The organism is Prevotella melaninogenica, from assembly GCF_013267595.1.
GTDB classification, from domain to species: domain Bacteria; phylum Bacteroidota; class Bacteroidia; order Bacteroidales; family Bacteroidaceae; genus Prevotella; species Prevotella melaninogenica_D.
This window is the reverse complement of sequence record NZ_CP054011.1, coordinates 1,910,918-1,931,698: the sequence shown is the minus strand read 5'-3', so window position 1 is coordinate 1,931,698 and position 20,781 is coordinate 1,910,918. Positions and strand designations below refer to the sequence as shown.

Annotated in this window: 18 protein-coding genes; 5 read left to right on the top strand and 13 right to left on the bottom strand. The window is 40.6% G+C overall.

Features of this window, described 5'->3' with window-relative positions; all coding sequences use genetic code 11:
* Positions 1-507: 507 nt before the first annotated feature.
* Positions 508-876 carry a hypothetical protein gene (locus FIU21_RS13105; protein WP_004358666.1) on the top strand — a complete coding sequence of 123 codons (369 nt, stop codon included), beginning with the start codon at positions 508-510 and terminating at the stop codon, positions 874-876.
* 10 nt (positions 877-886) lie between these two features.
* Entirely contained in the window at positions 887-1,306 is a 420-nt protein-coding gene (locus FIU21_RS13100) for a hypothetical protein (protein ID WP_004358667.1), read from the top strand.
* A 184-nt stretch (positions 1,307-1,490) separates the two neighbouring features.
* Here FIU21_RS13100 and FIU21_RS13095 read toward each other — a convergent pair whose 3' ends face one another.
* A complete protein-coding gene (locus tag FIU21_RS13095; protein ID WP_036885706.1) occupies positions 1,491-2,525 on the bottom strand; it encodes a YeiH family protein in 1,035 nt (344 codons plus the stop codon).
* A 259-nt stretch (positions 2,526-2,784) separates the two neighbouring features.
* The gene (recO, locus tag FIU21_RS13090; RefSeq protein WP_004358669.1) at positions 2,785-3,510 is read right to left on the bottom strand and encodes a DNA repair protein RecO; all 726 of its coding nucleotides are present in this window, start codon (positions 3,508-3,510) and stop codon (positions 2,785-2,787) included.
* Positions 3,511-3,720: 210 nt separating this feature from the next.
* On the opposite strand from recO, the gene rpsT reads away from it, so the two are divergent.
* Positions 3,721-3,975 carry a 30S ribosomal protein S20 gene (gene rpsT / locus FIU21_RS13085; protein ID WP_004358670.1) on the top strand — a complete coding sequence of 85 codons (255 nt, stop codon included), beginning with the start codon at positions 3,721-3,723 and terminating at the stop codon, positions 3,973-3,975.
* 247 nt (positions 3,976-4,222) lie between these two features.
* On the opposite strand, the gene hemG is transcribed toward rpsT, so the two are convergent.
* The 4 genes from hemG to FIU21_RS13065 all read right to left on the bottom strand — a co-directional run bounded on the left by hemG (position 4,223) and on the right by FIU21_RS13065 (position 10,575).
* The gene (gene hemG / locus FIU21_RS13080) at positions 4,223-5,587 is read right to left on the bottom strand and encodes a protoporphyrinogen oxidase (RefSeq protein ID WP_004358671.1); all 1,365 of its coding nucleotides are present in this window, start codon (positions 5,585-5,587) and stop codon (positions 4,223-4,225) included.
* A 66-nt stretch (positions 5,588-5,653) separates the two neighbouring features.
* Entirely contained in the window at positions 5,654-7,018 is a 1,365-nt protein-coding gene (gene hemN, locus FIU21_RS13075) for an oxygen-independent coproporphyrinogen III oxidase (protein WP_004358672.1), read from the bottom strand.
* Between the two features lie 185 nt (positions 7,019-7,203).
* Positions 7,204-8,406 (bottom strand): MFS transporter, encoded by a 1,203-nt coding sequence (locus tag FIU21_RS13070; RefSeq protein ID WP_036885707.1) that lies wholly within the window; start codon positions 8,404-8,406, stop codon positions 7,204-7,206.
* 111 nt (positions 8,407-8,517) lie between these two features.
* Positions 8,518-10,575 carry a TonB-dependent receptor gene (locus FIU21_RS13065; RefSeq protein ID WP_004358674.1) on the bottom strand — a complete coding sequence of 686 codons (2,058 nt, stop codon included), beginning with the start codon at positions 10,573-10,575 and terminating at the stop codon, positions 8,518-8,520.
* Between the two features lie 230 nt (positions 10,576-10,805).
* Here FIU21_RS13065 and gyrB point away from each other — a divergent pair, with 230 nt between their 5' ends.
* Positions 10,806-12,773, top strand: coding sequence for a DNA topoisomerase (ATP-hydrolyzing) subunit B (gyrB, locus tag FIU21_RS13060; protein ID WP_004358675.1), 1,968 nt, complete (start codon positions 10,806-10,808; stop codon positions 12,771-12,773).
* A 216-nt stretch (positions 12,774-12,989) separates the two neighbouring features.
* Positions 12,990-13,874, top strand: coding sequence for an AraC family transcriptional regulator (locus tag FIU21_RS13055; protein ID WP_004358676.1), 885 nt, complete (start codon positions 12,990-12,992; stop codon positions 13,872-13,874).
* Positions 13,875-13,925: 51 nt separating this feature from the next.
* Here the strand turns inward: FIU21_RS13055 and FIU21_RS13050 are convergent, their stop codons facing one another.
* The 7 genes from FIU21_RS13050 to FIU21_RS13020 form a co-directional block, all read right to left on the bottom strand.
* Positions 13,926-14,516 (bottom strand): DUF3109 family protein, encoded by a 591-nt coding sequence (locus FIU21_RS13050; protein ID WP_004358677.1) that lies wholly within the window; start codon positions 14,514-14,516, stop codon positions 13,926-13,928.
* Between the two features lie 309 nt (positions 14,517-14,825).
* The gene (gene ung, locus FIU21_RS13045) at positions 14,826-15,515 is read right to left on the bottom strand and encodes a uracil-DNA glycosylase (RefSeq protein WP_004358678.1); all 690 of its coding nucleotides are present in this window, start codon (positions 15,513-15,515) and stop codon (positions 14,826-14,828) included.
* Between the two features lie 15 nt (positions 15,516-15,530).
* Entirely contained in the window at positions 15,531-16,196 is a 666-nt protein-coding gene (gene ung / locus FIU21_RS13040; RefSeq protein ID WP_004358679.1) for a uracil-DNA glycosylase, read from the bottom strand.
* Positions 16,197-16,359: 163 nt separating this feature from the next.
* On the bottom strand, positions 16,360-16,665 hold the full coding sequence (locus tag FIU21_RS13035) for a hypothetical protein (RefSeq protein ID WP_036885708.1): 306 nt from the start codon (positions 16,663-16,665) through the stop codon (positions 16,360-16,362).
* A gap of 939 nt (positions 16,666-17,604) precedes the next feature.
* The gene (locus tag FIU21_RS13030) at positions 17,605-18,207 is read right to left on the bottom strand and encodes a hypothetical protein (protein WP_004358680.1); all 603 of its coding nucleotides are present in this window, start codon (positions 18,205-18,207) and stop codon (positions 17,605-17,607) included.
* Between the two features lie 145 nt (positions 18,208-18,352).
* On the bottom strand, positions 18,353-19,870 hold the full coding sequence (gpmI, locus tag FIU21_RS13025) for a 2,3-bisphosphoglycerate-independent phosphoglycerate mutase (protein WP_004358681.1): 1,518 nt from the start codon (positions 19,868-19,870) through the stop codon (positions 18,353-18,355).
* A 306-nt stretch (positions 19,871-20,176) separates the two neighbouring features.
* Positions 20,177-20,626 (bottom strand): energy transducer TonB, encoded by a 450-nt coding sequence (locus FIU21_RS13020; RefSeq protein WP_004358682.1) that lies wholly within the window; start codon positions 20,624-20,626, stop codon positions 20,177-20,179.
* Between the last annotated feature and the right edge of the window lie 155 nt (positions 20,627-20,781).

Genomic DNA, 20,781 nt, shown 5'->3' with positions numbered 1-20,781 from the left:
TAAGCCTTCGCACATTTGTAGAAGATGGTAATTATTCTCCTATATATCATTCAACATCTAACCAAAACATGTTCCCTCAGATGCGCACTTCATCTACACCAAACTACTAAGTAAAACCTGTGCTCTCAGAGACACCAAATAGATTTTCTCTTGTTGTAATCATGTTACATAAGATTCTAAAGTACTTTTAAAAAAAACAGACAATACATTTGTAGATTTAAGAACTTTTTACTATTTTTGCAAGGTGTTCTTTCAGAACACAATACTTTTTAAGAACAAGAAGCGTTATGCTCATCTCCAAGTCGGGAACGTAGGAAATTCAAGACTTAATCCAGAGAGACAGCATAGTGGTTCTCACGCATAGGCGTGGGACTGCTATCTCCATTCTCTGGATAAGGTTTTTCCTACGACCTCCGACTTAGACGTGGACTTAGTCAGTTCCACGCTTCTCATAAATCTAAACAAATTAAAGCCGAGAGGAACTGGATAGGCAGAGAGAATATCTATATGGAAATTTTCAAAGAGTGGTTACAAAACAATGGCTATCGATTTAGTGTTGAACCATTTGGAATTACTTTTAAACATCAGGGTGGTAATTTCATTATTGGCAACAATACTGGGGATAACAGTTACCTTCAGATTCTTATGCCAGGTGTTTATACTCTAAATAACCCTTCTGAAAAACAACATGGCTTGGAGGTTTGTAATGAACTTAACAAAGAAATAAAGTGTATTAAAGCTTTTTTCTTTGATGATGAAACTATTTGGCTGGCTACAGAAATGTTTATTGATCATACTCCTGAACTTGATGATTTTATGGAGAGATTGTTTGGAATTCTACATACAGGTCAGTTAAAATTATTAGCAAAGATATAAACCAATTCTTATGGATTTGAATTTTTTATTTGAATCTTCCGATCATATAAGATACCAAGATGGCATTCATATTTCTGGTCCCCATGGCGGTGCCAAACGTGCTGTGAAAGTTGAACCAAATATAAGTGGATGTAGCGGTTATAAAATTGTTAGCGATGATGGATATATCGTTACTATCTACAACTTGGACGGCATGCACCCAGTTTGGCAAAACAACGTGCAGATGGCTCCAAAACCAATGAGAGTAATTAGCCAGTCTGATAACAAAATTGTATTGAGAGGCTACCCTCTTCAAGCTATGTCCCCATTTGGTTGGATTGACTTCGATGGGCAAAACTATGGACTGACTATCTTCCTCAAAAATGAACAAGTTGAAAAATGTGTGCTACATATGTATGATAGAAATGTTGAAATTGAATATCTAAAGTAAGTACATTTTGTTAAATATTTAACTTGTAACTATACATATAAGAAAACGACTACCCCATTAAATAAGTAGCCGTTTTCTTATTTCCTTCTGTACAACACAAAAGCTTGTTACTTATAAAGAATAAGCGTATTCAAATATACTAAACTAAAACAGGTCCTCAACATCTAACACTTCTCACCATAAACTAAAGCATAGGCACCAAATACTTTGCCAAGCAATAACCTCCACCGATCAGCCAGCACCATAGAATTGCTGCCAAGAGGAAAGGCTTAAAACCTGCTTTCTTAAACTTATCAATACTCGTTTCAGCACCGAGCGCAGACATAGCCATGGTGAGAAGGAAGGTATCGAGGGTATTGATAAAGTCGACAAGTTCTTTTGGAAGTAAGTTCAATGAGTTGAAACCGATGACCACAAGGAAGAGAATCGCAAACCAAGGGATGTTTATCTTACGACTACCGCCAGCCTCATCGTCTCGCTCAGCAACATTCTTTGCAACAAAGAAGGCTATAACCAACAACACAGGTACCAACATCATCACACGAATCATCTTAACGATAATCGCAGAATTGCTCACTGCAGCACCCATGGCATTACCTGCACCGACGACATGAGCCACCTCATGAATCGTAGACCCTGCAAAGATTCCCATTGCATCGGGTGATAAATCAAAGACACCTGCACGATAAAGAATCGGATAAAGGAACATTGAAAGTGTACCGAAGATTACCACCGTCGCTACCGCTACAGCCGTCTTATAAGGCTTCGGACGAATAGCTCCGTCGACACCTAACACCGCAGCGGCTCCACAGATACCACTTCCACAAGCTGCCAAAAGAGCTATACTGCGGTCCATCTTCAAGAGTCTACCGACCAAAACACCTAAGAGAATCGTTCCACATACAATAATTGCATCCACAATAATAGCAGGGAAGCCCACTGCCACCACGTCTTGAAAGGTCAAACGAAAACCATAAAGAATAATACCAAACCGCAACACACGTTTCGCACAAAAGGCAATACCCGGCACCCACGTTTCAGGAAGATTATTGCGAAGGCTATTGGCATAAAGCATACCCAAGATGATACCAACGACCATCGGACTCAACGAAAGTGCTTTCACCCATCCCATATCACCGATATAGAATGCTGCACAAGCAAACAAAGTAATCAGCAGTACACCATGAAGCATACTACTACGCTGTTCTGTTAACTTCATAAACTTATATTATATAATAGGTTAAGTTTGAATTTTCATGCTTCAAGTCCACAAAAGTAATAAAAAAAACAAGCAACAAAATACCAATCTTGAATTATTATCATGAAAAAAAGAAATTATTTTCATGAAGATAAATATTTCTTTTCATGAAGAAAAATATTTTTTTTCATGAAAATAATTTGATAAAGACTATCTATAAGTATAATATACGGTCATTATAGGAGCATTTATTAACACCTAAATAACATCGTAAAGCACCTTAACTAAACAGTTCGCGCATCACCTGAAAACTTTTTAGTTCAGGCATATCAGGCACATGGATTCGATAGTAATGCAATACGATATCTGAAATACGATTGCGATCGTGACGAGATAGACGGAAAAGGTGCATATTCTCGTAGTCCATACGAATCAACTGATTAATACCTGCTGCATCTGCAGGGAGTAGATAATCAGAATGAAGAGGTGCACTTGCAGTGAAGGTTGCATTGCGAAGATCAAAGCAAGCACCCGCCTGATAGGCATCAAGATTAGGGAAGAAACCGATGAAACGACTCAAACGCATCATAAAGACAAGATGGAAATTGGCATAATCACGCTCAGCCTCATCCAACCATTCCATACTCGCACATACATAATTATATAGGTGGGCATTCTGTTGCTCACCACGAGTAACATAATAAAGGAATTCTGAAAGGAAGAGCAGGATAGCCGACTTCACAGGGTCAAAAGGTATAGAGCCGTAAGGACGAAGGATACGCACTTCCTTTATACGCTGCAAAGAAGTTCGCGGACGGTAATCAAATTCAAGGTCGAGTAAGGTCAGCGGTTGAAAATACTGCTTCTTAATCTTCCCTTTTGCCGTCTTAGGAATGCGCGTTATAAAAGAAATACGCCCCTCTAACTCGGTAAACATATCAATTATTAGTGATGAGTCACCAAACTTCAGAGAACGCAAAACAATTGCCTTTGACTTCAAAATCATATAAAAAACAATGCAAAAATACAAAAATACAGCCTCTTACGAAAATTTATTAGCAAAAAGTTTGGTTGATTAAAATAAATGGGCTACCTTTGCACCCGCAAAATCAGCTATGGTCCCTTCGTCTATCGGTTAGGACGAGAGATTTTCATTCTCTAAAGAGCAGTTCGACTCTGCTAGGGACTACAAGTAAAATAAAAGAAGAAAACAAAGATGGCAAATCACAAATCATCATTGAAGAGAATCCGTCAGGACAAGGTTAAGACTTTGCACAACAGATATTATGCTAAGACTATGCGTAACGCTGTACGCAAGTTGCGTAGCATGACGGATAAGGAAGAGGCTGTTAAGCTCTATCCTGTTGTACAGAAGATGTTGGACAAGTTGGCAAAGACTAACGTTATCCACCAGAACAAGGCAGCTAATTTGAAGTCTGCTCTCTGCAAGCACGTAGCTGCATTGGGATAAAAAAATACTTTCAGTCATAGCTGAAAAGAACAATAAAAGCCGTAATCCTATTGGGATTATGGCTTTTTGCATGTTATATACTTGTTTGACTTTGTGTTTTTGCTTCGGCAATTAGGATAAATTCAATTTGCTGTCACTGCTGTCATCCATTGTAAGAACTTAACTTATTAGTTTACAGAGGAGTAATTGAAGTGTTAAAAGTGACAGCAAATTGAAACAAGAAATATTCGTGTGAGATAGCTTGTATTTACGATACAGACAAACTAATCTTCTCTGCCATATCCACAGCCTGCTTGATTCTATCGCCCATACCGATACCATCTTTCAAATTACCAATGATATGTAAACCAGGATAAGCAAGTTCTACGGCATCAATAGTACGAAGGCGAGCATCCGTTTCGGGCATATATTGTGGAATAGCATGGCTGTGTCTGTAAATACGAATGACGTCAGCACACGTGCCTTTAGGATAACCCAACATCGTATGAAGGGACGTATTAACCAATCCTATCAGTTCTTCATCCGTCTTATTGATATATTCAGGATGACAAGCACCACCTATAAAGCATGCGTAATTGGCTCCTTCCTTAGGCGAACGCCCTTGAAAACAAGCGGAAGGCATAAGGACTCCCAATACATTCTGCTTTTCTTTTGACGGTACTAATCCGCCAAAGGCATTCCAATGTACATCCCCCGTATTCTTCATACCCACTCCAATCTCAATCACTGGAGCATAATAAAGATTGCTTAAATCGTCAAGTTGCTCCTTAGGTAAGAAGTTCAATAACTTAGGCAAGGCATAGGCAGGACAAGTTGTAATAACCTGTTCAGCTATTATAGTATTCTCACCCCAAGACAGTTTCCACTTATCTCCTAACGGTTCAATACTTAGTTCTTTACAATTCGTTCGGATTCTCTCATCACCAATAACTCTCCCTAATGCAGAAACAAGACTACGGAAACCTCCACGAGTAGAGAAGACAGCCTTCGTTGCACGCTTTTCCCTGTCCGTCTTTGGTTGTTTTGCAAGTGCCATAGCCCCTTTAATAAAGCTTCCATAACGTTGTTCTAAGTCGTAGAGTTTAGGCAAAGCAAGGCGAGTTGGTAGTTGATAAGGATCACCAGCATACACACCAGAGAGGAAAGGGTCGACTGCGTAATCAACAAATGACCGTCCCAAGCGTCGTTCAGCAAGGCTACCCACACTCTCGTTAGGGTCTATCCCCTTCTTACGCCATGGCTCACCAAGGATACGGAACTTATCTTTCAGTGTGAAGAGAGGAGTGGTGATAGCAGACCAAAGTCCAGAAGGTAGGGCATGAAAACGTCCATCTTTCCATATCAAACGGCATTTAGCAGAACTCTGTGCTACCTCCAACGTACAATCATCGCCTAACATATCGAAGAGTTCAGCCACTTCAGGGTATTTAATAGTACCCGTACTCGGTCCTTGTTCCATCACAAAGCCGTCTACCTCTTCCGTCTGCATAAGTCCACCGATACGATCGGCAGCCTCCAAAACCACTACATCTTGACCTTTACGACGTAGATAAGCTGCACAAGTAAGACCAGTAAGACCAGCACCAACGACAACTATCTTTCTTTCTTCCATAATATTTATGCTATATAGATTCCTCTCCTCAGTTTCTCTACCCAACGATAAGGAAAAGTAAAGCTTTTATATCGGCTTTGAAAACTTCTTATCCGTAGCCACCATCATCGAATCAAGCGCAGCAGCCACAGTACGAACAAAGGGATTCCCTTCCCCTGTCATCTCTAAAGTATTCTCTGTTAAACAAAGAATACCATCTCTTTCCATCTCTTGCAGGCGTTCAACATCATAATTGATAGCCTCCTTCACCTCAGCTACCGACACTACAAGATCCTCCGCAAGGTGTGTCCAATCAAGATGATAGTTACACATCAAACGCTCAATTACTTCACGTACTATACGCTCTTTGGACGTTAATTGGTAACCTTTCCGAATAGGCAATGTACCCGCAGAGACTTCTGTTATATATTCGTCTATCGACTTTGTATTCTGTGCATAGGCAGTTTCTAATTGACTGATACCCGTCACACCGAAGGCATACACCTGCCCCGTTGTGCGACGCGTGCAATAACCTTGGAAGTTTCGATGTAGTCGATGAGATTGCAAAGCCTCAGATAGTTCATCATTAGGAAGTACAAAATGATCCAAACCAACACTAAGATAACCCGCCTCATGCAGCACATCTTTAGCCTTTTGGAACATCAAAGCCTTCTCCTCCGTATCAGGAAGACCAGCCTTTTCAAGTATCATCTGCCGTTTAAATATCCATGGGCAGTGTCCATAACTGAATGTTGTAACACGGTCGGGGCGCATTGCTACAGCACGCTCTATCGTCTTCTTAAAGCTATCCGATGTCTGAAGCGGTAAGCCAAAGAGGAAATCCATATTAATATTAACACCCGCGTTACGGAGAATTGCCACTATTTCCTCTGTTGGCAATTCAGAAGGCGTACGATTAACAAGCCTCAACACCTCTTCATTGAAGTCCTGTACACCTAAACTAAAACGATTAAATCGTGCATCCAACAGTCCTTGCCAGTCCTCAGCTGTTAGATAACCAGGATGACATTCTATGGCTATTTCAGGCTGTTCTATCGTAGAAAAGAGTGACAGCAGATGCTCATTCAGTTCTTTAAGAACGCTTACAGGCATAGCCGTTGGACTACCACCACCATAATGAATCTGCGATATACGTCTACTATTATCCAGATGCTTTGCTACAAGATCTATCTCCTTATGCAATGCTTGTACATAGGCTTCGACATGCTCTTGCTTTGCCATAGGGTAAGAGTTGCAGCCACAATAATGACACAGACGCCGACAAAAAGGCATATGAAAATAAAAGGAAAGATTCTTCTCACGCACCTCATTGCTATAATCAACCTCCCTCAGAAACTCTTCCCCAGTAAAAAGTCGGAAGAAGTTAGCTGGTGGATAACTCGTATAACGAGGTACAGATACATTGTATTTATCAATCAGTTCTTGCTTCATTCGTCGAAATAAATTATATGACAAAGGTATGAATACCTCCTAACATAAACAATCCTCATTTATAAGGAAAGCACAATAGGCTTACAAGCCTAACTTTACTATGATATAATCTGAATAGGTCATTAGACCATAATACGTGATCGGTTTGGGGCAAAGCTACGTTCTTCTGTAAAGGAACACATGGTTTATTGCTCCTTTTTAAAGGCTGAGAGAACATAAATAAGGCTGAAGATAGCCACCACTGTTTCAGCTATATAAAGGCCACGATAGTCGAAGATATGCGCCACCGTTCCCGCCAACACCGCAACAAGCAGACCGCTTACATGACTAATAACAATTTGTATGGTAAAGTCAGTCCCTTCTCTACCAGGACGTACGCATCGCATGGCTGTAGTGTAAAGAACCACAGTAGCCAATCCGTAACAAGCTTGGATATAAATGATTCCAATGACAAATGCAGTCTTGTTAAAGTCGGCAAAAGTCATTGCAAGGAAGTAGATAGGTGCCAGAATAATAAGTCCTGCAATGATAATACGAGCCTTATAAATTCCGATTCGGCGTATAAGCACTCCAGAAAACCACGCCATAACGAAGGAAGCAGCAGTTCCGACGATACCTGTAAGGAATCCTATCTCCTTCATATCGTACCCCTTATCAACGAGGTAAGGACGCATCATGGAAAGAATACCGATGATTCCCATGTAATACAGCAGCAAGAAACCTATCTGCCGCCATATCTCCTTACGTCCAAAGAAGCTAAAGATATCAGTCCACTTGGCACGTTCTCTCGGTTTCTCATTCTCTATCTTGATATGAGGATTAAACATTAAAGGAATAATCATCATACAAACAAACAAGGCTAAGCAGGGTACTACAACATTCCAGCCATAGCTTTTCAGTAAGATAAGCAAGACTCCTCCGCCAATAACAGCACCTCCGAAAGCTCCCATAGACTGCATACTATTAAGCATACTATGGTCGTGCTTCTTAAAAGAAAGGATGGCAAGCGCGTCTGTAGCAATGTCTTGCGTTGCCGAAGCAAGCATAGAGATAAACGCCAGAATGACTACAAGCATGATTTCTGAACGTACATTAATCAGCCCTGTGGCTAAGAGTGCAACGGCATATATCAACTCTGTAGCGATAATCGTACGTTTATAGTCACGCACTGTTACGCAGTGACGGTCAACAAAAGGCGACCATAGGAACTTTATCGTCCATGGAACTCGGACAAGGTTTAGCAAGCCAATGGTTGCAAGACTATATTGTCCTTCCCTCATGATAACCTGTAAGGCTGTCATAAGAAAGGATGACGGTACCATCTGTGCAATATATAGACAGAAGAACGTACCAAAACTTAGTTTCTTTGATGAAATGCTGTTGAACATGTAGTGAATTATATAAGTAGAGCAGCGTGTTACATATCATGAGAAAGGACTTTAGGAGAAGTGAGCAGAATTAGCTGTAGCATTCTTTTTCTCCAATCCTTCATTCTCTCCTTAGAATGATACGCTGAGGGAAGTACCAAAGGTAAGAGGCTTACCCTTCTGTGCATAGTTACCAGTTGACATCTTGAAACTGTACGCTATATAGTCAGTTCCTGTCAGATTCTTACCCCATAAATCCCATGTGAATATACCTTTTGTGAGACTAACCTTTGCATTAAGCGTCCCATAGAAGTTCTGGCGAACGACATTGTCATCAGCCCAATAGATACGACCGAGCCCTGTAAAGCCTGCATTAACGACAATCTTATTAAACCAACCCGCCTGCAAAACAGTGTAAGTCCCATCTATTGAGAGCGTATGGTTAGGTACCATTGGAAGTCTATTACCCGAGAAATCTTCTGTAGCACTCTTCTTATATTCCAAGTAACGAGCGTGGGTGTAACCATAGTTCATACTAAACTGTAAGCTCTTTATTGGATGATAAGCAAATGAAAGTTCGAAACCTTTACTATCCGTATGTCCTGCATTCGCAATTAGATTACCCACAGCAGGAACAGTATAGGTAGTCTGCATGTGTCGCCAATCAATGTAGAAAAGATCTGCTTCAGCAGTCAATCGTCCATTCAAGAACTTCAATCGTGCCCCTACCTCGTAATTCCAGCTGTATTCTGGGTCGTATGCACGCTCTGCATCGGTCTTAAAGATAGTATTAAATCCACCTGGCTTATAACCACGAGCGACACTCGCATAGTAGAGATTGTCCCTATTTGTAAGATATTGAAGCGTAAACTTAGGAGTGAACTGACGGAAGTTTGCACTACTAACAAAGTCCTTTACATGTGCATTAGCACCTGTTGTTAACGTTACCTTATCTTGATTGTAGTCTATCTTCGCATGCTCATAATCGAAGCGTAAACCAACAGTTGCCGATAAACCCCTCCATATATTATAAGAACTCTGGTGATAGATTGCATAGCCTGCTGTAGGGTTCTTATAGGAAGTTGGAGTCGAAAAATCCTTTGTATAATAGCTTGTTTCTATAAAGGGGGCAGAATGGAGTAGCATACCAAACATACCAATAATCCACTGGTAACGACCTTTATCATTCGATTTCAAGGTTAACTCTTGTGAAAGCATATTCTGATGATAGCTATTATCAGCATAGAAGAGGTCCTTTGGTGTGAAATCTTGGTCTATCCCCTGATGTGATTTGATGAATTGATAAGATGTCTGACTATTGAAACTAATACGACTATTCTCATATCGAGCATTAAGACCTGTTGTTGAAATCAGACGTTTGTAAGTGCTATTGCGGTTATAACTAATAGGTGATAGTACATCTTTCGTAAGGTCATATGGTGCATATGGATAACCATTCTGCTTACTATGAGTAAGCGTACTATTGAGATGAATAAGCCAATTCATGGTTGGTCGCCAGTAAAGTCCGAGTCGTCCTTCAACCTCATTCACCTTATCTGCCTTATCATTCTGGAACTGATTGGTGAACATACCATCGTTATGATGATAAGAAATAGCACTCGACAAACCAAGTTTATCAGTCAGCTTAGAATAGTTAGAAGCCTGTGCTACAACATCGTTATACTTTCCATAGCCTACTTTTATACGCGTCTTCTGATAATCAAGAGGGTTATGTGTGTAGACATTGATAACACCTGCTATAGTGTTACGGCCGTATAAGGTTCCTTGCGGACCTCGAAACACATCTACAGCAGCAATATCACTAAGGTCAATATTAAATGCTGACGATTCAAAATGAGGCACACCATCTACATAGAAACCTACGGCAGAACCCTTCATCTTTGCTCCGATACCACGAATAAAGATAGGTGTGTTAGCATATGAACCATAGTCGGGCATGTAAAAGTTAGGCATAACTGCCGTTAACTCCTTCAAATTCACAATTTGTTGGTTCAGTAATTGCTGACTGTTAATGGTTGAAACTGCAATAGAAGTTAGGTTTCTTTTGTTCTGCTTGAAGTCAGTAACGACTACTTCATTAAGTGATGCATCTTTGTTCACTACTGAGTCTGGAGTCACTCCAGCTACCCCGCTGATAGCAAGGGATGCAAATAATAAGGTATTTAACATAAGGATGGCTTTTTGATAATGTTTTTGTGTTGCAAAGGTACAGATAATGACTTTTCCGAACAATCCTCATTTATAAGGAAATTAAGTATTACCACTAAAAAGAATAAAAGCTAATTATCAGCACAAAACAGCAATTTGATATGCTTTCTTTTGTGTTTTTTGCAGGTTTTTATTTTCAAATATAAAGGAAAAAGTGTATCTTTGCATACTATAAGAACAATCGAAAGAAAATGGCAGAAAATCCAGAAAACGAGAATAATTACTCCGCCAGTAACATCCAGGTATTAGAAGGCTTGGAGGCTGTACGCAAGCGTCCAGCTATGTACATTGGTGACATCAGTGAAAAGGGACTCCACCACTTGATTAACGAGACCGTTGATAACTCTATTGACGAAGCAATGGCTGGCTACTGTCAGAACATTGAAGTTACAATCAACGAGGACAACTCCATTACCGTTGAGGATGATGGTCGTGGTATCCCTGTTGACATGCACGAAAAACTTCACAAGAGTGCCCTTGAGGTTGTTATGACCGTTCTCCACGCAGGTGGTAAGTTCGACAAGGGTTCGTATAAAGTCAGCGGTGGTTTGCATGGTGTGGGTGTTAGTTGTGTAAATGCGCTCTCTACACACATGAAGTCACAGGTATTCCGTGATGGTAAAATCTACCAGCAGGAGTATGAGAAGGGTAAGCCTCTCTATCCTGTAAAGGTTGTTGGTGAGACTGATAAGACTGGTACACGTCAACAGTTCTGGCCAGACCCAGAGATTTTCACCACTACAGTTTACCAATGGGCTATCGTAGCACGTCGTATGCGCGAGTTGGCTTATCTGAATGCTGGTATCAAGATTACGCTTTCTGACCTTCGTCCAGACCCTGAAACAGGCAAGACACGTACTGAGGTCTTCCATGCTAAGGATGGTTTGAAGGAGTTCGTTCGTTACGTGGACCGCCATCGTCAGCACCTCTTCGATGATGTTATCTATCTCAAGACTGAGAAGCAAAACATTCCTATCGAGGTGGCTGTGATGTACAACACTGATTATACAGAGAATATCCACTCATACGTTAACAATATCAACACTATCGAGGGTGGTACTCACTTGCAGGGATTCCGTGCTGCATTGACTCGTACATTGAAGACATACGCTGACAATGACCCACAGATTTCTAAGCAGTTGGAGAAAGCTAAGATTGAGATTGCTGGTGAAGACTTCCGCGAAGGTTTGACAGCTGTTATCTCTATCAAGGTTGCAGAGCCACAGTTTGAGGGTCAGACAAAGACAAAATTAGGTAACAGTGAGGTTTCTGGTGCCGTTCAGCAGGCTGTTGGTGAGGCACTGACCGATTATCTCGAGGAGCATCCTAACGAGGCAAAGATGATCTGTAATAAGGTTATCCTTGCTGCTACAGCTCGTGTTGCAGCCCGTAAGGCACGCGAAAGCGTACAGCGTAAGAACGTGATGAGCGGTGGTGGTTTGCCTGGTAAGTTGGCAGACTGTTCTAACAAGGACCCTAAAGACTGTGAAATCTTCCTTGTCGAGGGTGATTCTGCGGGTGGTTCAGCTAAGCAGGGACGTGACCGTTATACACAGGCTATCCTCCCTCTCCGTGGTAAGATTCTGAATGTAGAGAAGGTTCAGCGTCATCGTGTATTCGAGGCTGAGTCTGTTATGAATATCATTCAGTCTATCGGTGTACGCTTTGGCGTTGAGGGAGAAGGCGACTTTGAGGCAAATACTGATAAGCTTCGCTATGACAAGATTATTATCATGACCGATGCCGATGTCGATGGTTCTCATATCGACACACTGATTATGACACTCTTCTATCGTTATATGCCAAAGGTTATCGAGCAGGGACATCTGTATATCGCTACACCTCCACTCTACAAGTGTACTTATAAGAAGGTAAGTGAATACTGCTACACCGAGCAACAGCGTCAGGCTTTCATCGATAAGTACGCTAATGGTGATGAAGAAGATAAAGCTATCCACACACAGCGATACAAAGGTCTTGGTGAGATGAACCCAGAACAGCTCTGGGAGACAACTATGGACCCAAAGACACGACTCTTGAAGCAGGTTACTATCGAGAATGATGTAGATGATATTTTCTCTATGCTGATGGGTGATGATGTTGAGCCTCGTCGTGAGTTCATCGAGAAGAATGCGACCTATGCTAACATTGATGCATAAACTTTTCTAAGTAGATTCTACACAGCTTCTAAAGCTGAAAACATAAAGAGACTCCCTTTCTCACAAAACGAGAAAGGGAGTTTTTATTTTCTCCTAATTATCACCTATAATCGCTTATTATCGCTTTTATTACTATGAATATTGTTCTTTTTCCCACATAAACTTTTCGAAAGAAGAAATAAATGAGTATATTTGCAACTTCAAAACAATAGGAAAATGAACAAAAAGATAAGGCTTATCGAAGTTAATGTAGCACAAGCAAGAGCTGTCTATCCTGAAGGTAAATTTATTGATAACGACCTTATTCTCTTCGAGGATATTACGCAAGTACCACTTCCTACCAATCCTTCTCGTATGAAGTCTCTCTTTCTTGCCCTCTGTACCAGCGGTCATGCACAATATACTGTTGATACAAAGATGCACGAGGTGGGTGCTGGGGACGTCATTATCATCAGCGAAGAACAGGTAGTTGCAGACTATATGCTCTCACGTGATTGCAAGGGGATTGCCCTCATCCTATCTTATGACTTCTTTCAGAACATTGTAAGCGGAGTTCACGAACTGTCTGCTCTCTTCCTCTTTGCCCGTACCCATCCTGTTTTCCACCTTGATAACAATCAGGCAAAGGCATTAGAAAACGACATTCAGCATATCAAGGAGAAGATTATTGATACTGGTCATCGCTTCCGTCGTGAGTTAGTTATGACAATGCTAAAGGCACTTATCATCGATATGAGTGATATCATCTATCGCTTCCAACAAGTTGGAGAAGCCGGACAGACACGTGCTGAAGCTATCTTCCGCGACTTCATTCAGACTGTGGAGAAGAACTATCGTACGGAAAGGCGTGTCAGTTGGTACGCACAACAACTGTGTATCACATCTAAATATCTCTCTGAAACCGTGCGTACTGTCAGCAGACGTACACCAAGTGATTGGATTGACTCCTACGTTACACGTGAGCTGCGTGTGATGCTTAGAAACAGTACGATGAGTATTAAGCAGATTGCTGACGAGCTAAACTTCGCCAATCAGAGCTTTATGGGTAAATACTTCAAGGAACATGTGGGCATGAGTCCTTCGAAGTTTAGAAAGAGTTGACAAGCTATTAGGCTTATTAGCCTTATTAGGCTAATTGGCCTAATAGCCTAATCACCCCAACAACTGCTCAGCTACCTCACACAATTCATCATACCACTCCTTACCAAATCTACGCGTAAGGGGTTCCTTCAAAAACTTATAAAGGGGAAGATTTAGTTCTTCTCCTTTTTTTCTTGCATCAGCACAGATGCGCCAGTGATGGTAATTAATACCACAGGTACCATTCCCAAAGTCTTTCACTCTAACTGGATACAACGAACAAGAAATAGGTTTTACGAAGCCTGTTTTGCCATTACGGTAGGAACGCTCCAAGGCACAAAGACAACAACCATTCTCATAACAAGTGAAGACACAGTCCTTACCACCAACGATACTCGTCACCAAATCGCCTTCTTCATCGGTGTAAGCGACACCCTGTTTATCTATGACCGCCTGCCCAGAGGCTGACAAATCACCCCAAACAGTATCAAGGACATTCTCTATCTCCATCGTCTCGTCCAATGTTACAGGTGCGCCAGCATCTCCCTCAATGCAGCACTGCCCATGACACTTATCAAGGTCGCAACAGAACTTCACATTGATTATATCTGGTGAGACAAGCACATCTCCCACCATGAATATATGATCATACGTATTACCCATCTTTCTTAACGCTAAATTATTTCATTTTCAACTATGTTTTGCCGTTCGCTCAACAGCATCTTCTCACTAAAACAGAACTCCCTTTCAATTTATTTTCATGAAGAAAAATATTTATTATCATGAAAAGAAACATTTTCTCTCATGAAAATAAATATTTCCTTTCACATAAATAATTCCCTCCTGACATGATTTTAACACTTTAATTAGGTTATCAAACTATCTTAGCCCTATAAGCCTTATATGGTAGATACACCTTAAAGTCTTTTAAGCAAGCAACTCGAGAACTCATAAACATATTCATTCGTCAACTTATTCACTCACTACCGTCCACTCAATAGGTGCAATTCCATACTCATTTAAATACTTATTGCAGCACATGAAATGTTCTTTCCCATCCCATTCTCCTTTACGGCGGACAGCCAAAGGTGAAGGATGTATCGCCTTCAATACCATGTGTCTGTCATTATCTACGTGGACCAATCGTTCCTTACGCTGTGCTATACGTCCCCATAACATAAAGACAATATGCTCACGCTCAGCATCCAAAGCCTTGATTACAGCATCTGTAAAACGCCACCACTTGTATTTCCGATGGCTGTTAGGATTATCCTTACGCACAGTCAATGTCGTATTCAACAACAAGACTCCCTGCTCAACCCAACGTGTAAGATTCCCCGAAGGCTTATCAGAGGCATCAAGACTAATCTTGAGTGCCCTGTATAGAGTCTGCAATGAAGGTGGAAGCTGTGTGCCTTCAGGCACGGAAAAACTCAGCCCCATAGCCTGACCAGGATTGAAATAAGGGTCCTGCCCCATAATGACAACCTTTACCTTATCAAAAGGACAAAGATTTAAGGCATTGAAAATCTTATCTTCTGGCGGATAGCAAGTCTCATTCTCATACTCCTCTTGCACCTTATCAACCAATTCCCTGTAGTAGGGTTTACCCATTTCGTCTTTCAGCTTTTCACGCCACGACTCTTCTAAAATCCATTCCATTGCTATTGATTATCACTACCACTCTATAGGCTGTGCGCCACAAGCAGTTAAGTAGGCGTTACAACGTGAGAACTGGTGCTGCCCAAACCATCCACCACGATTAGCAAAGCGTTGCGAAGGGTGTACACTTTCTATAACACAATGTCGCTGCTGGTCGATCAGTGCCTTCTTACTACACGCAAAAACGCCCCAAAGCATAAAGACTAAGTTCTCTCGTCCATCACTAAGTGCCTTGATAGCTGCATCGGTAAAGGTTCCCCATCCTAATCGCTGGTGACTATTAGCGACGTGTGCACGAACGGTAAGTGTAGCATTCAGCAGGAGAACTCCTTGCTCTGCCCATCGTGTTAAGTCGCCAGACTGATGAATCGGTGTACCCAAGTCAGCTGCAATCTCCTTATAGATATTCTGCAATGATGGAGGAAGCTGTACTCCCTCAGGTACGGAGAAACTCAATCCCATCGCTTGTCCAGGCTCATGATAAGGGTCTTGCCCAATAATCACAACCCTTACTTTATCGAAAGGACAAAGATTAAAGGCATTGAATATCAACTTCCCCGGAAGATAACAAGGCTGCTGTGCATACTCTTGTCTCACCTGCTCAACCAACTGCAGGAAGTAAGGCTTCTCAAACTCTCCTCTCAGTTGTTGTTCCCACGATGGTTCTATCTTTACACCCATAGCTATGATTGTTATCTGCAAATGTAATAAGATTAAAACAAAGATATAACTTATCACATCTTACAACATGCAGTTTTGTTACTACAAAAGTACGATAAAGTTCTGATAACAACAAAAAAGTCGTGCCTTTCGACACGACTTTCTTATTTTTAAAGCTAAACTATTACTTCTTCTTTGGCTGAGCCTGCTTCTTGCAGCAGCTACCAGCCTGTCTTGCCTTGTCGCAAGACTTAGCAGACTTATCGCAAGCCTTTTCCTGCTTCTTGCAGCAGCTACCTGCCTGCTTATCACAAGCCTTCTCAGCCTTCTCATCACAAGCCTTACCTGCCTTATCGCACTGCTTGCCCTTCTCTACCTGCTCATTTGGAGCCTTATCACACTTCTTTGAACACTGACTCTGTGCCTGTGCACTAAGTGAACATACGCTAAATGCTACTACAAATGATAATGCTATTTTCTTAAAATCCATAATCTTTTACTGTTTAAAAATTACACATTAATATCTTTAAAACTCGGAAAGGATATAATTCCTTATGGGCGCAAAGGTAATGAAAAAAGAAGTTTCAACTGCAAAAAAGATTCATTCTGTTTATAAATTTTAGATTTATTAAAATCTGATTATTTGTTTAGTGAATTTATGTAAACCACAATCTTAATCGTTCTTTTTCCTTACCAACAAACAAAAAGAGGTTCTTCCATTAAATGCGTAGACGCTTTTTGTATTGCTTTAAAGGAAAAACTGAAGTTACTCATTAAACAAAAACATAGCTAAGACAGTCAAGTATCTATCCTATTATCATCCTCTAACATTGAAAACCATTTCAATTTAAGACTTCAAAATTCTGCAGACAAGTGTTTGAAAAATCATTACACAATTTCTAACGAAACATCCATAAATAACGGCAAAATCACATACTAAAAGCAGGTTTATAATTAACAGGAAATCAATTAGTTATAAAGTAGTAAAGTAAAAGGTACTTAATTGGACTTCAAAAGGGCGTTAATAAGGGTCCTAAAGGGCATCTTTTGCAAGCCAAAAGGGCGTCTTTAAGAAGCCAAAAGAGCATGTATTGGTTTTGAACTGCATGAAAATAAATTACAAAACTCAACTAATGAGGGAGTAAGTTGTTTGTAGAAAGCAGATAGACATCGCACCTAATTATATTTATCATGTAGTTTATCTCCCGTTCTTAAACCATCCAATAGGGGGTAATCATACTGGTGTTGGGTGATGGTTGTTGGGTGTTGAGCCTTTATAAAACTATATTATTGGGGGAAATCATACCCTATATGTAGATTAATCTCATTCTATTAACAATCTACGCTTTTAACGGAAGAACACAAAAAGGGCCGTGAATGAACACGACTCTTTTATCTACAATTAAATAATTGTTTCTATTTAAGCAAATTATTTCTCCTTCTTAAAGAACGCTTTAACCTTCGCCTTGTCCTTGTTATAAGTGTTCTTGATTTTCTGTCCGTCCTTAGCAAGACCTTGCTTAACCTTTTTTACGCCAGCCTTAACCTTTGCCTTGTCCTTACGATATGCGTTTCTTACTTTCTGCTTATCCTTAGCAAAACCCTGCTTTACCTTTGCCTCATCCTTACGATAAGTATTCTTTACTTTCTGCTCATCTTTAGCAAGACCGTTCTCAGCCTTCTTTACATCAGCATTGAACTTTGCCTTATCATCCTGATAAACCTTGTTTACTTTCTCCTTGTCCTTAGCAAGGTCTGCCTTAACTCTCTGCTTGTCTGCGTTGAGCTTTGCTTTCTCAGTAGTTTCAGCCTTCTTAACGGCAGCACCTACCTTCTGTGCATCAGCGTTTAACTTAGCTTTCTCCACACCTTCTGCATGTTTAACATCAGCACCTACCTTTTTTGCCAACGTGTCAACACGCTGCATGATAGTCTCATGAGGCTTTTCTGTATTGTTGGTCTGTGCTTGTGCGCTAAGAGAAGAGAGTCCTGCAAGGGCTACTAATGATAATACTAACTTACGATTCTTCATTGTCTTTAATCTTAAAAATAAATACTAATACCTATATAATATTAGAGTCGAAAGACGACTCACGGCAGCAAAGATAATAAAAACAAATCCCAAAAGCCATAAAAGACCTTTGGGATTTGCCTAATTTAATATAATTAACCTTTGATTAATCTGTAATAAGATTCTCACCTGTCATATCTGCAGGCTGTTCTAAGCCCATAATATGAAGGATAGAAGGTGCAACGTCAGCCAAACGACCATTCTTCACTGTTGCAGAATTGTTGTTTGTAACATAGATGAATGGTACTGGGTTGAGTGAGTGAGCAGTGTTTGGAGTTCCATCCTCATTGATTGCGTTGTCTGCATTACCATGGTCAGCGATGATGATTGTCTCATAATCGTTAGCCTTCGCAGCCTCAACAACCTCCTTAACACACTGGTCAACAGCCCATACAGCCTTTGCAATGGCATTATAAACACCTGTATGACCAACCATATCACCGTTAGCGAAGTTCACAACGATGAAGTCATACTCCTGTGTATTGATAGCACCAACAAGCTTATCTTTCACCTCGAAGGCACTCATCTCTGGCTGCAAGTCATATGTCGCAACCTTTGGAGAAGGAACCAAGATACGATCTTCACCCTCATAAGGCTGCTCACGACCACCATTGAAGAAGAAGGTTACGTGTGCATACTTCTCTGTCTCGGCTGTATGAAGCTGCTTCTTACCGAGCTTGCTGAGGTATTCACCTAATGTATCCATTACGTTCTCCTTAGAGAAGAGAATATTCACGTTCTTAAAGTTTGCATCGTATGGAGTCATACAGTAGAACTGCAGATCCTTAATTGTGTGCATACCTTCCTCTGGGAGGTCCTGCTGTGTGAGCACAGATGTCAACTCCTTAGCACGGTCGTTACGGAAGTTAATGAAGATAACTACGTCACCCTCCTCAATCTTACCATTCACAGAAGAGTTTGTGATAGGCTTGATAAACTCGTCTGTCACACCTTCTGCATAGCTTGCCTCAATCGCTTTAACCATGTCAGTAGCCTGTACGCCCTTACCCTCAACGAGCAAGTCGTACGCTTCTTTCACACGATTCCAACGCTTATCGCGGTCCATTGCATAGAAACGACCAACGACTGAAGCGATATGTGCATCATTCGCATCGCAAACCTTCTGAATCTCAGCAACGAAACCAGCACCACTCTTTGGGTCTGTATCACGTCCGTCCATAAAACAATGAACGTAAACGTCCTTAAGGTTATACTCCTTACCAATCTCAATAAACTTGAAGAGGTGATCAAGTGATGAGTGAACACCACCCGTAGAGGTCAGACCCATCAAGTGAAGTTTCTTACCATTCTTCTGTGCATAGCTATATGCATCAATAATACCTTGGTTCTTCAAGATGTCACCGCTCTGACAAGCTTTGTTAATCTTAACGAGGTCCTGATAAACAATACGACCTGCACCTATATTCAAGTGACCAACCTCAGAGTTACCCATCTGACCATCTGGCAGTCCGACATCTTCACCTGATGCCTGCAACTCAGAGTGTGCACTAACTGCATTCAAATAATCTAAGTATGGAGTTGGTGTGTTATAGATTACATCACCCTTACCATGCTTACCGTTACCCCATCCATCAAGGATCATCAATAAAGCTTTCTTTGCCATAATTATTCCTTTATTTTTGTTATTATCTTCGTTTATTACCTATTATTATTTTTGTTACTGCAAAGGTACGATAAAAGAATAAGATGGGTGCAAAAAGCCATTGGAATTTTAAGGTAGAAACTTATAGATTCTTAAGTATTGTTTCGTTCTAACTAACACTGGATTACTTTAAGACATAGTCTTGTTTAACAATAGACTATAAATTATGACGATTTCATCGGTATTATCTCCTACAACATGGCTTTATCTCCTCACAAAAACATCTATATCTCAAAACAAGACAGCCGATTAAACGATTATCAGTTCTTATCTCAACTGAAATTCTACAGCCTTTACCATCCACAAACATTTCTTCGAACTATCTCTCCATATCCATCTTGGCATTAACTTTAAAACACGTAGAACTTCCTTTTCAATCAAAGGGTCTACAGAACGCACAATAGAAAAGTGATCACACTTTCCTTTGGGGTTAACACAGAACTTTACAACCTCCCTCCCTTGTATACAATTTTCCTGTAAAGATGGTGGATAATGAAAGTTAGAAAAGATGAACTCATTAAAATCTCCTGGAAAGAATGGGAATTCTTTTAGGACAGACACGGTGTCTTGCCGAGCCTTTTTAGAATTTTCTGGTAAGGTAATAGCCTTCATATTAGACATATTCTCCTGTTGGAATTTCATCTGGCTACTATTCGTAGCATGAATACTACCTACCGCCATCAAGCTTAAAAAGAATATAAACAGAAACTTCTTCATCCTAATCATATACGTTTAAAGATTCATTTTCTTCTATATAAGTAAATAAACACCGATGAATACGCTCTATTTTAGTGATTCATTAGCGCCTTTACTATCTTCTATAACAACAACTTTCATGCCTCATTGCATGTTTTAACCAATCTATTGATGCT

Coding starts and splice junctions, on each gene's coding strand:
- FIU21_RS13100 (WP_004358667.1), top strand. CDS start 887: ATGGATTTGAATTTTTTATTTGAATCTTCCGATCATATAAGATACCAA.
- FIU21_RS13070 (WP_036885707.1), bottom strand. CDS start 8,406: ATGTTCAACAGCATTTCATCAAAGAAACTAAGTTTTGGTACGTTCTTC.
- rpsT (WP_004358670.1), top strand. CDS start 3,721: ATGGCAAATCACAAATCATCATTGAAGAGAATCCGTCAGGACAAGGTT.
- FIU21_RS13055 (WP_004358676.1), top strand. CDS start 12,990: ATGAACAAAAAGATAAGGCTTATCGAAGTTAATGTAGCACAAGCAAGA.
- ung (WP_004358678.1), bottom strand. CDS start 15,515: ATGGAATGGATTTTAGAAGAGTCGTGGCGTGAAAAGCTGAAAGACGAA.
- FIU21_RS13035 (WP_036885708.1), bottom strand. CDS start 16,665: ATGGATTTTAAGAAAATAGCATTATCATTTGTAGTAGCATTTAGCGTA.
- gpmI (WP_004358681.1), bottom strand. CDS start 19,870: ATGGCAAAGAAAGCTTTATTGATGATCCTTGATGGATGGGGTAACGGT.
- ung (WP_004358679.1), bottom strand. CDS start 16,196: ATGGGTGTAAAGATAGAACCATCGTGGGAACAACAACTGAGAGGAGAG.
- recO (WP_004358669.1), bottom strand. CDS start 3,510: ATGATTTTGAAGTCAAAGGCAATTGTTTTGCGTTCTCTGAAGTTTGGT.
- FIU21_RS13030 (WP_004358680.1), bottom strand. CDS start 18,207: ATGAAGAATCGTAAGTTAGTATTATCATTAGTAGCCCTTGCAGGACTC.
- FIU21_RS13050 (WP_004358677.1), bottom strand. CDS start 14,516: ATGGGTAATACGTATGATCATATATTCATGGTGGGAGATGTGCTTGTC.
- FIU21_RS13105 (WP_004358666.1), top strand. CDS start 508: ATGGAAATTTTCAAAGAGTGGTTACAAAACAATGGCTATCGATTTAGT.
- hemN (WP_004358672.1), bottom strand. CDS start 7,018: ATGAAGCAAGAACTGATTGATAAATACAATGTATCTGTACCTCGTTAT.
- hemG (WP_004358671.1), bottom strand. CDS start 5,587: ATGGAAGAAAGAAAGATAGTTGTCGTTGGTGCTGGTCTTACTGGTCTT.
- FIU21_RS13095 (WP_036885706.1), bottom strand. CDS start 2,525: ATGAAGTTAACAGAACAGCGTAGTAGTATGCTTCATGGTGTACTGCTG.
- FIU21_RS13020 (WP_004358682.1), bottom strand. CDS start 20,626: ATGAAGAAGTTTCTGTTTATATTCTTTTTAAGCTTGATGGCGGTAGGT.
- FIU21_RS13065 (WP_004358674.1), bottom strand. CDS start 10,575: ATGTTAAATACCTTATTATTTGCATCCCTTGCTATCAGCGGGGTAGCT.
- gyrB (WP_004358675.1), top strand. CDS start 10,806: ATGGCAGAAAATCCAGAAAACGAGAATAATTACTCCGCCAGTAACATC.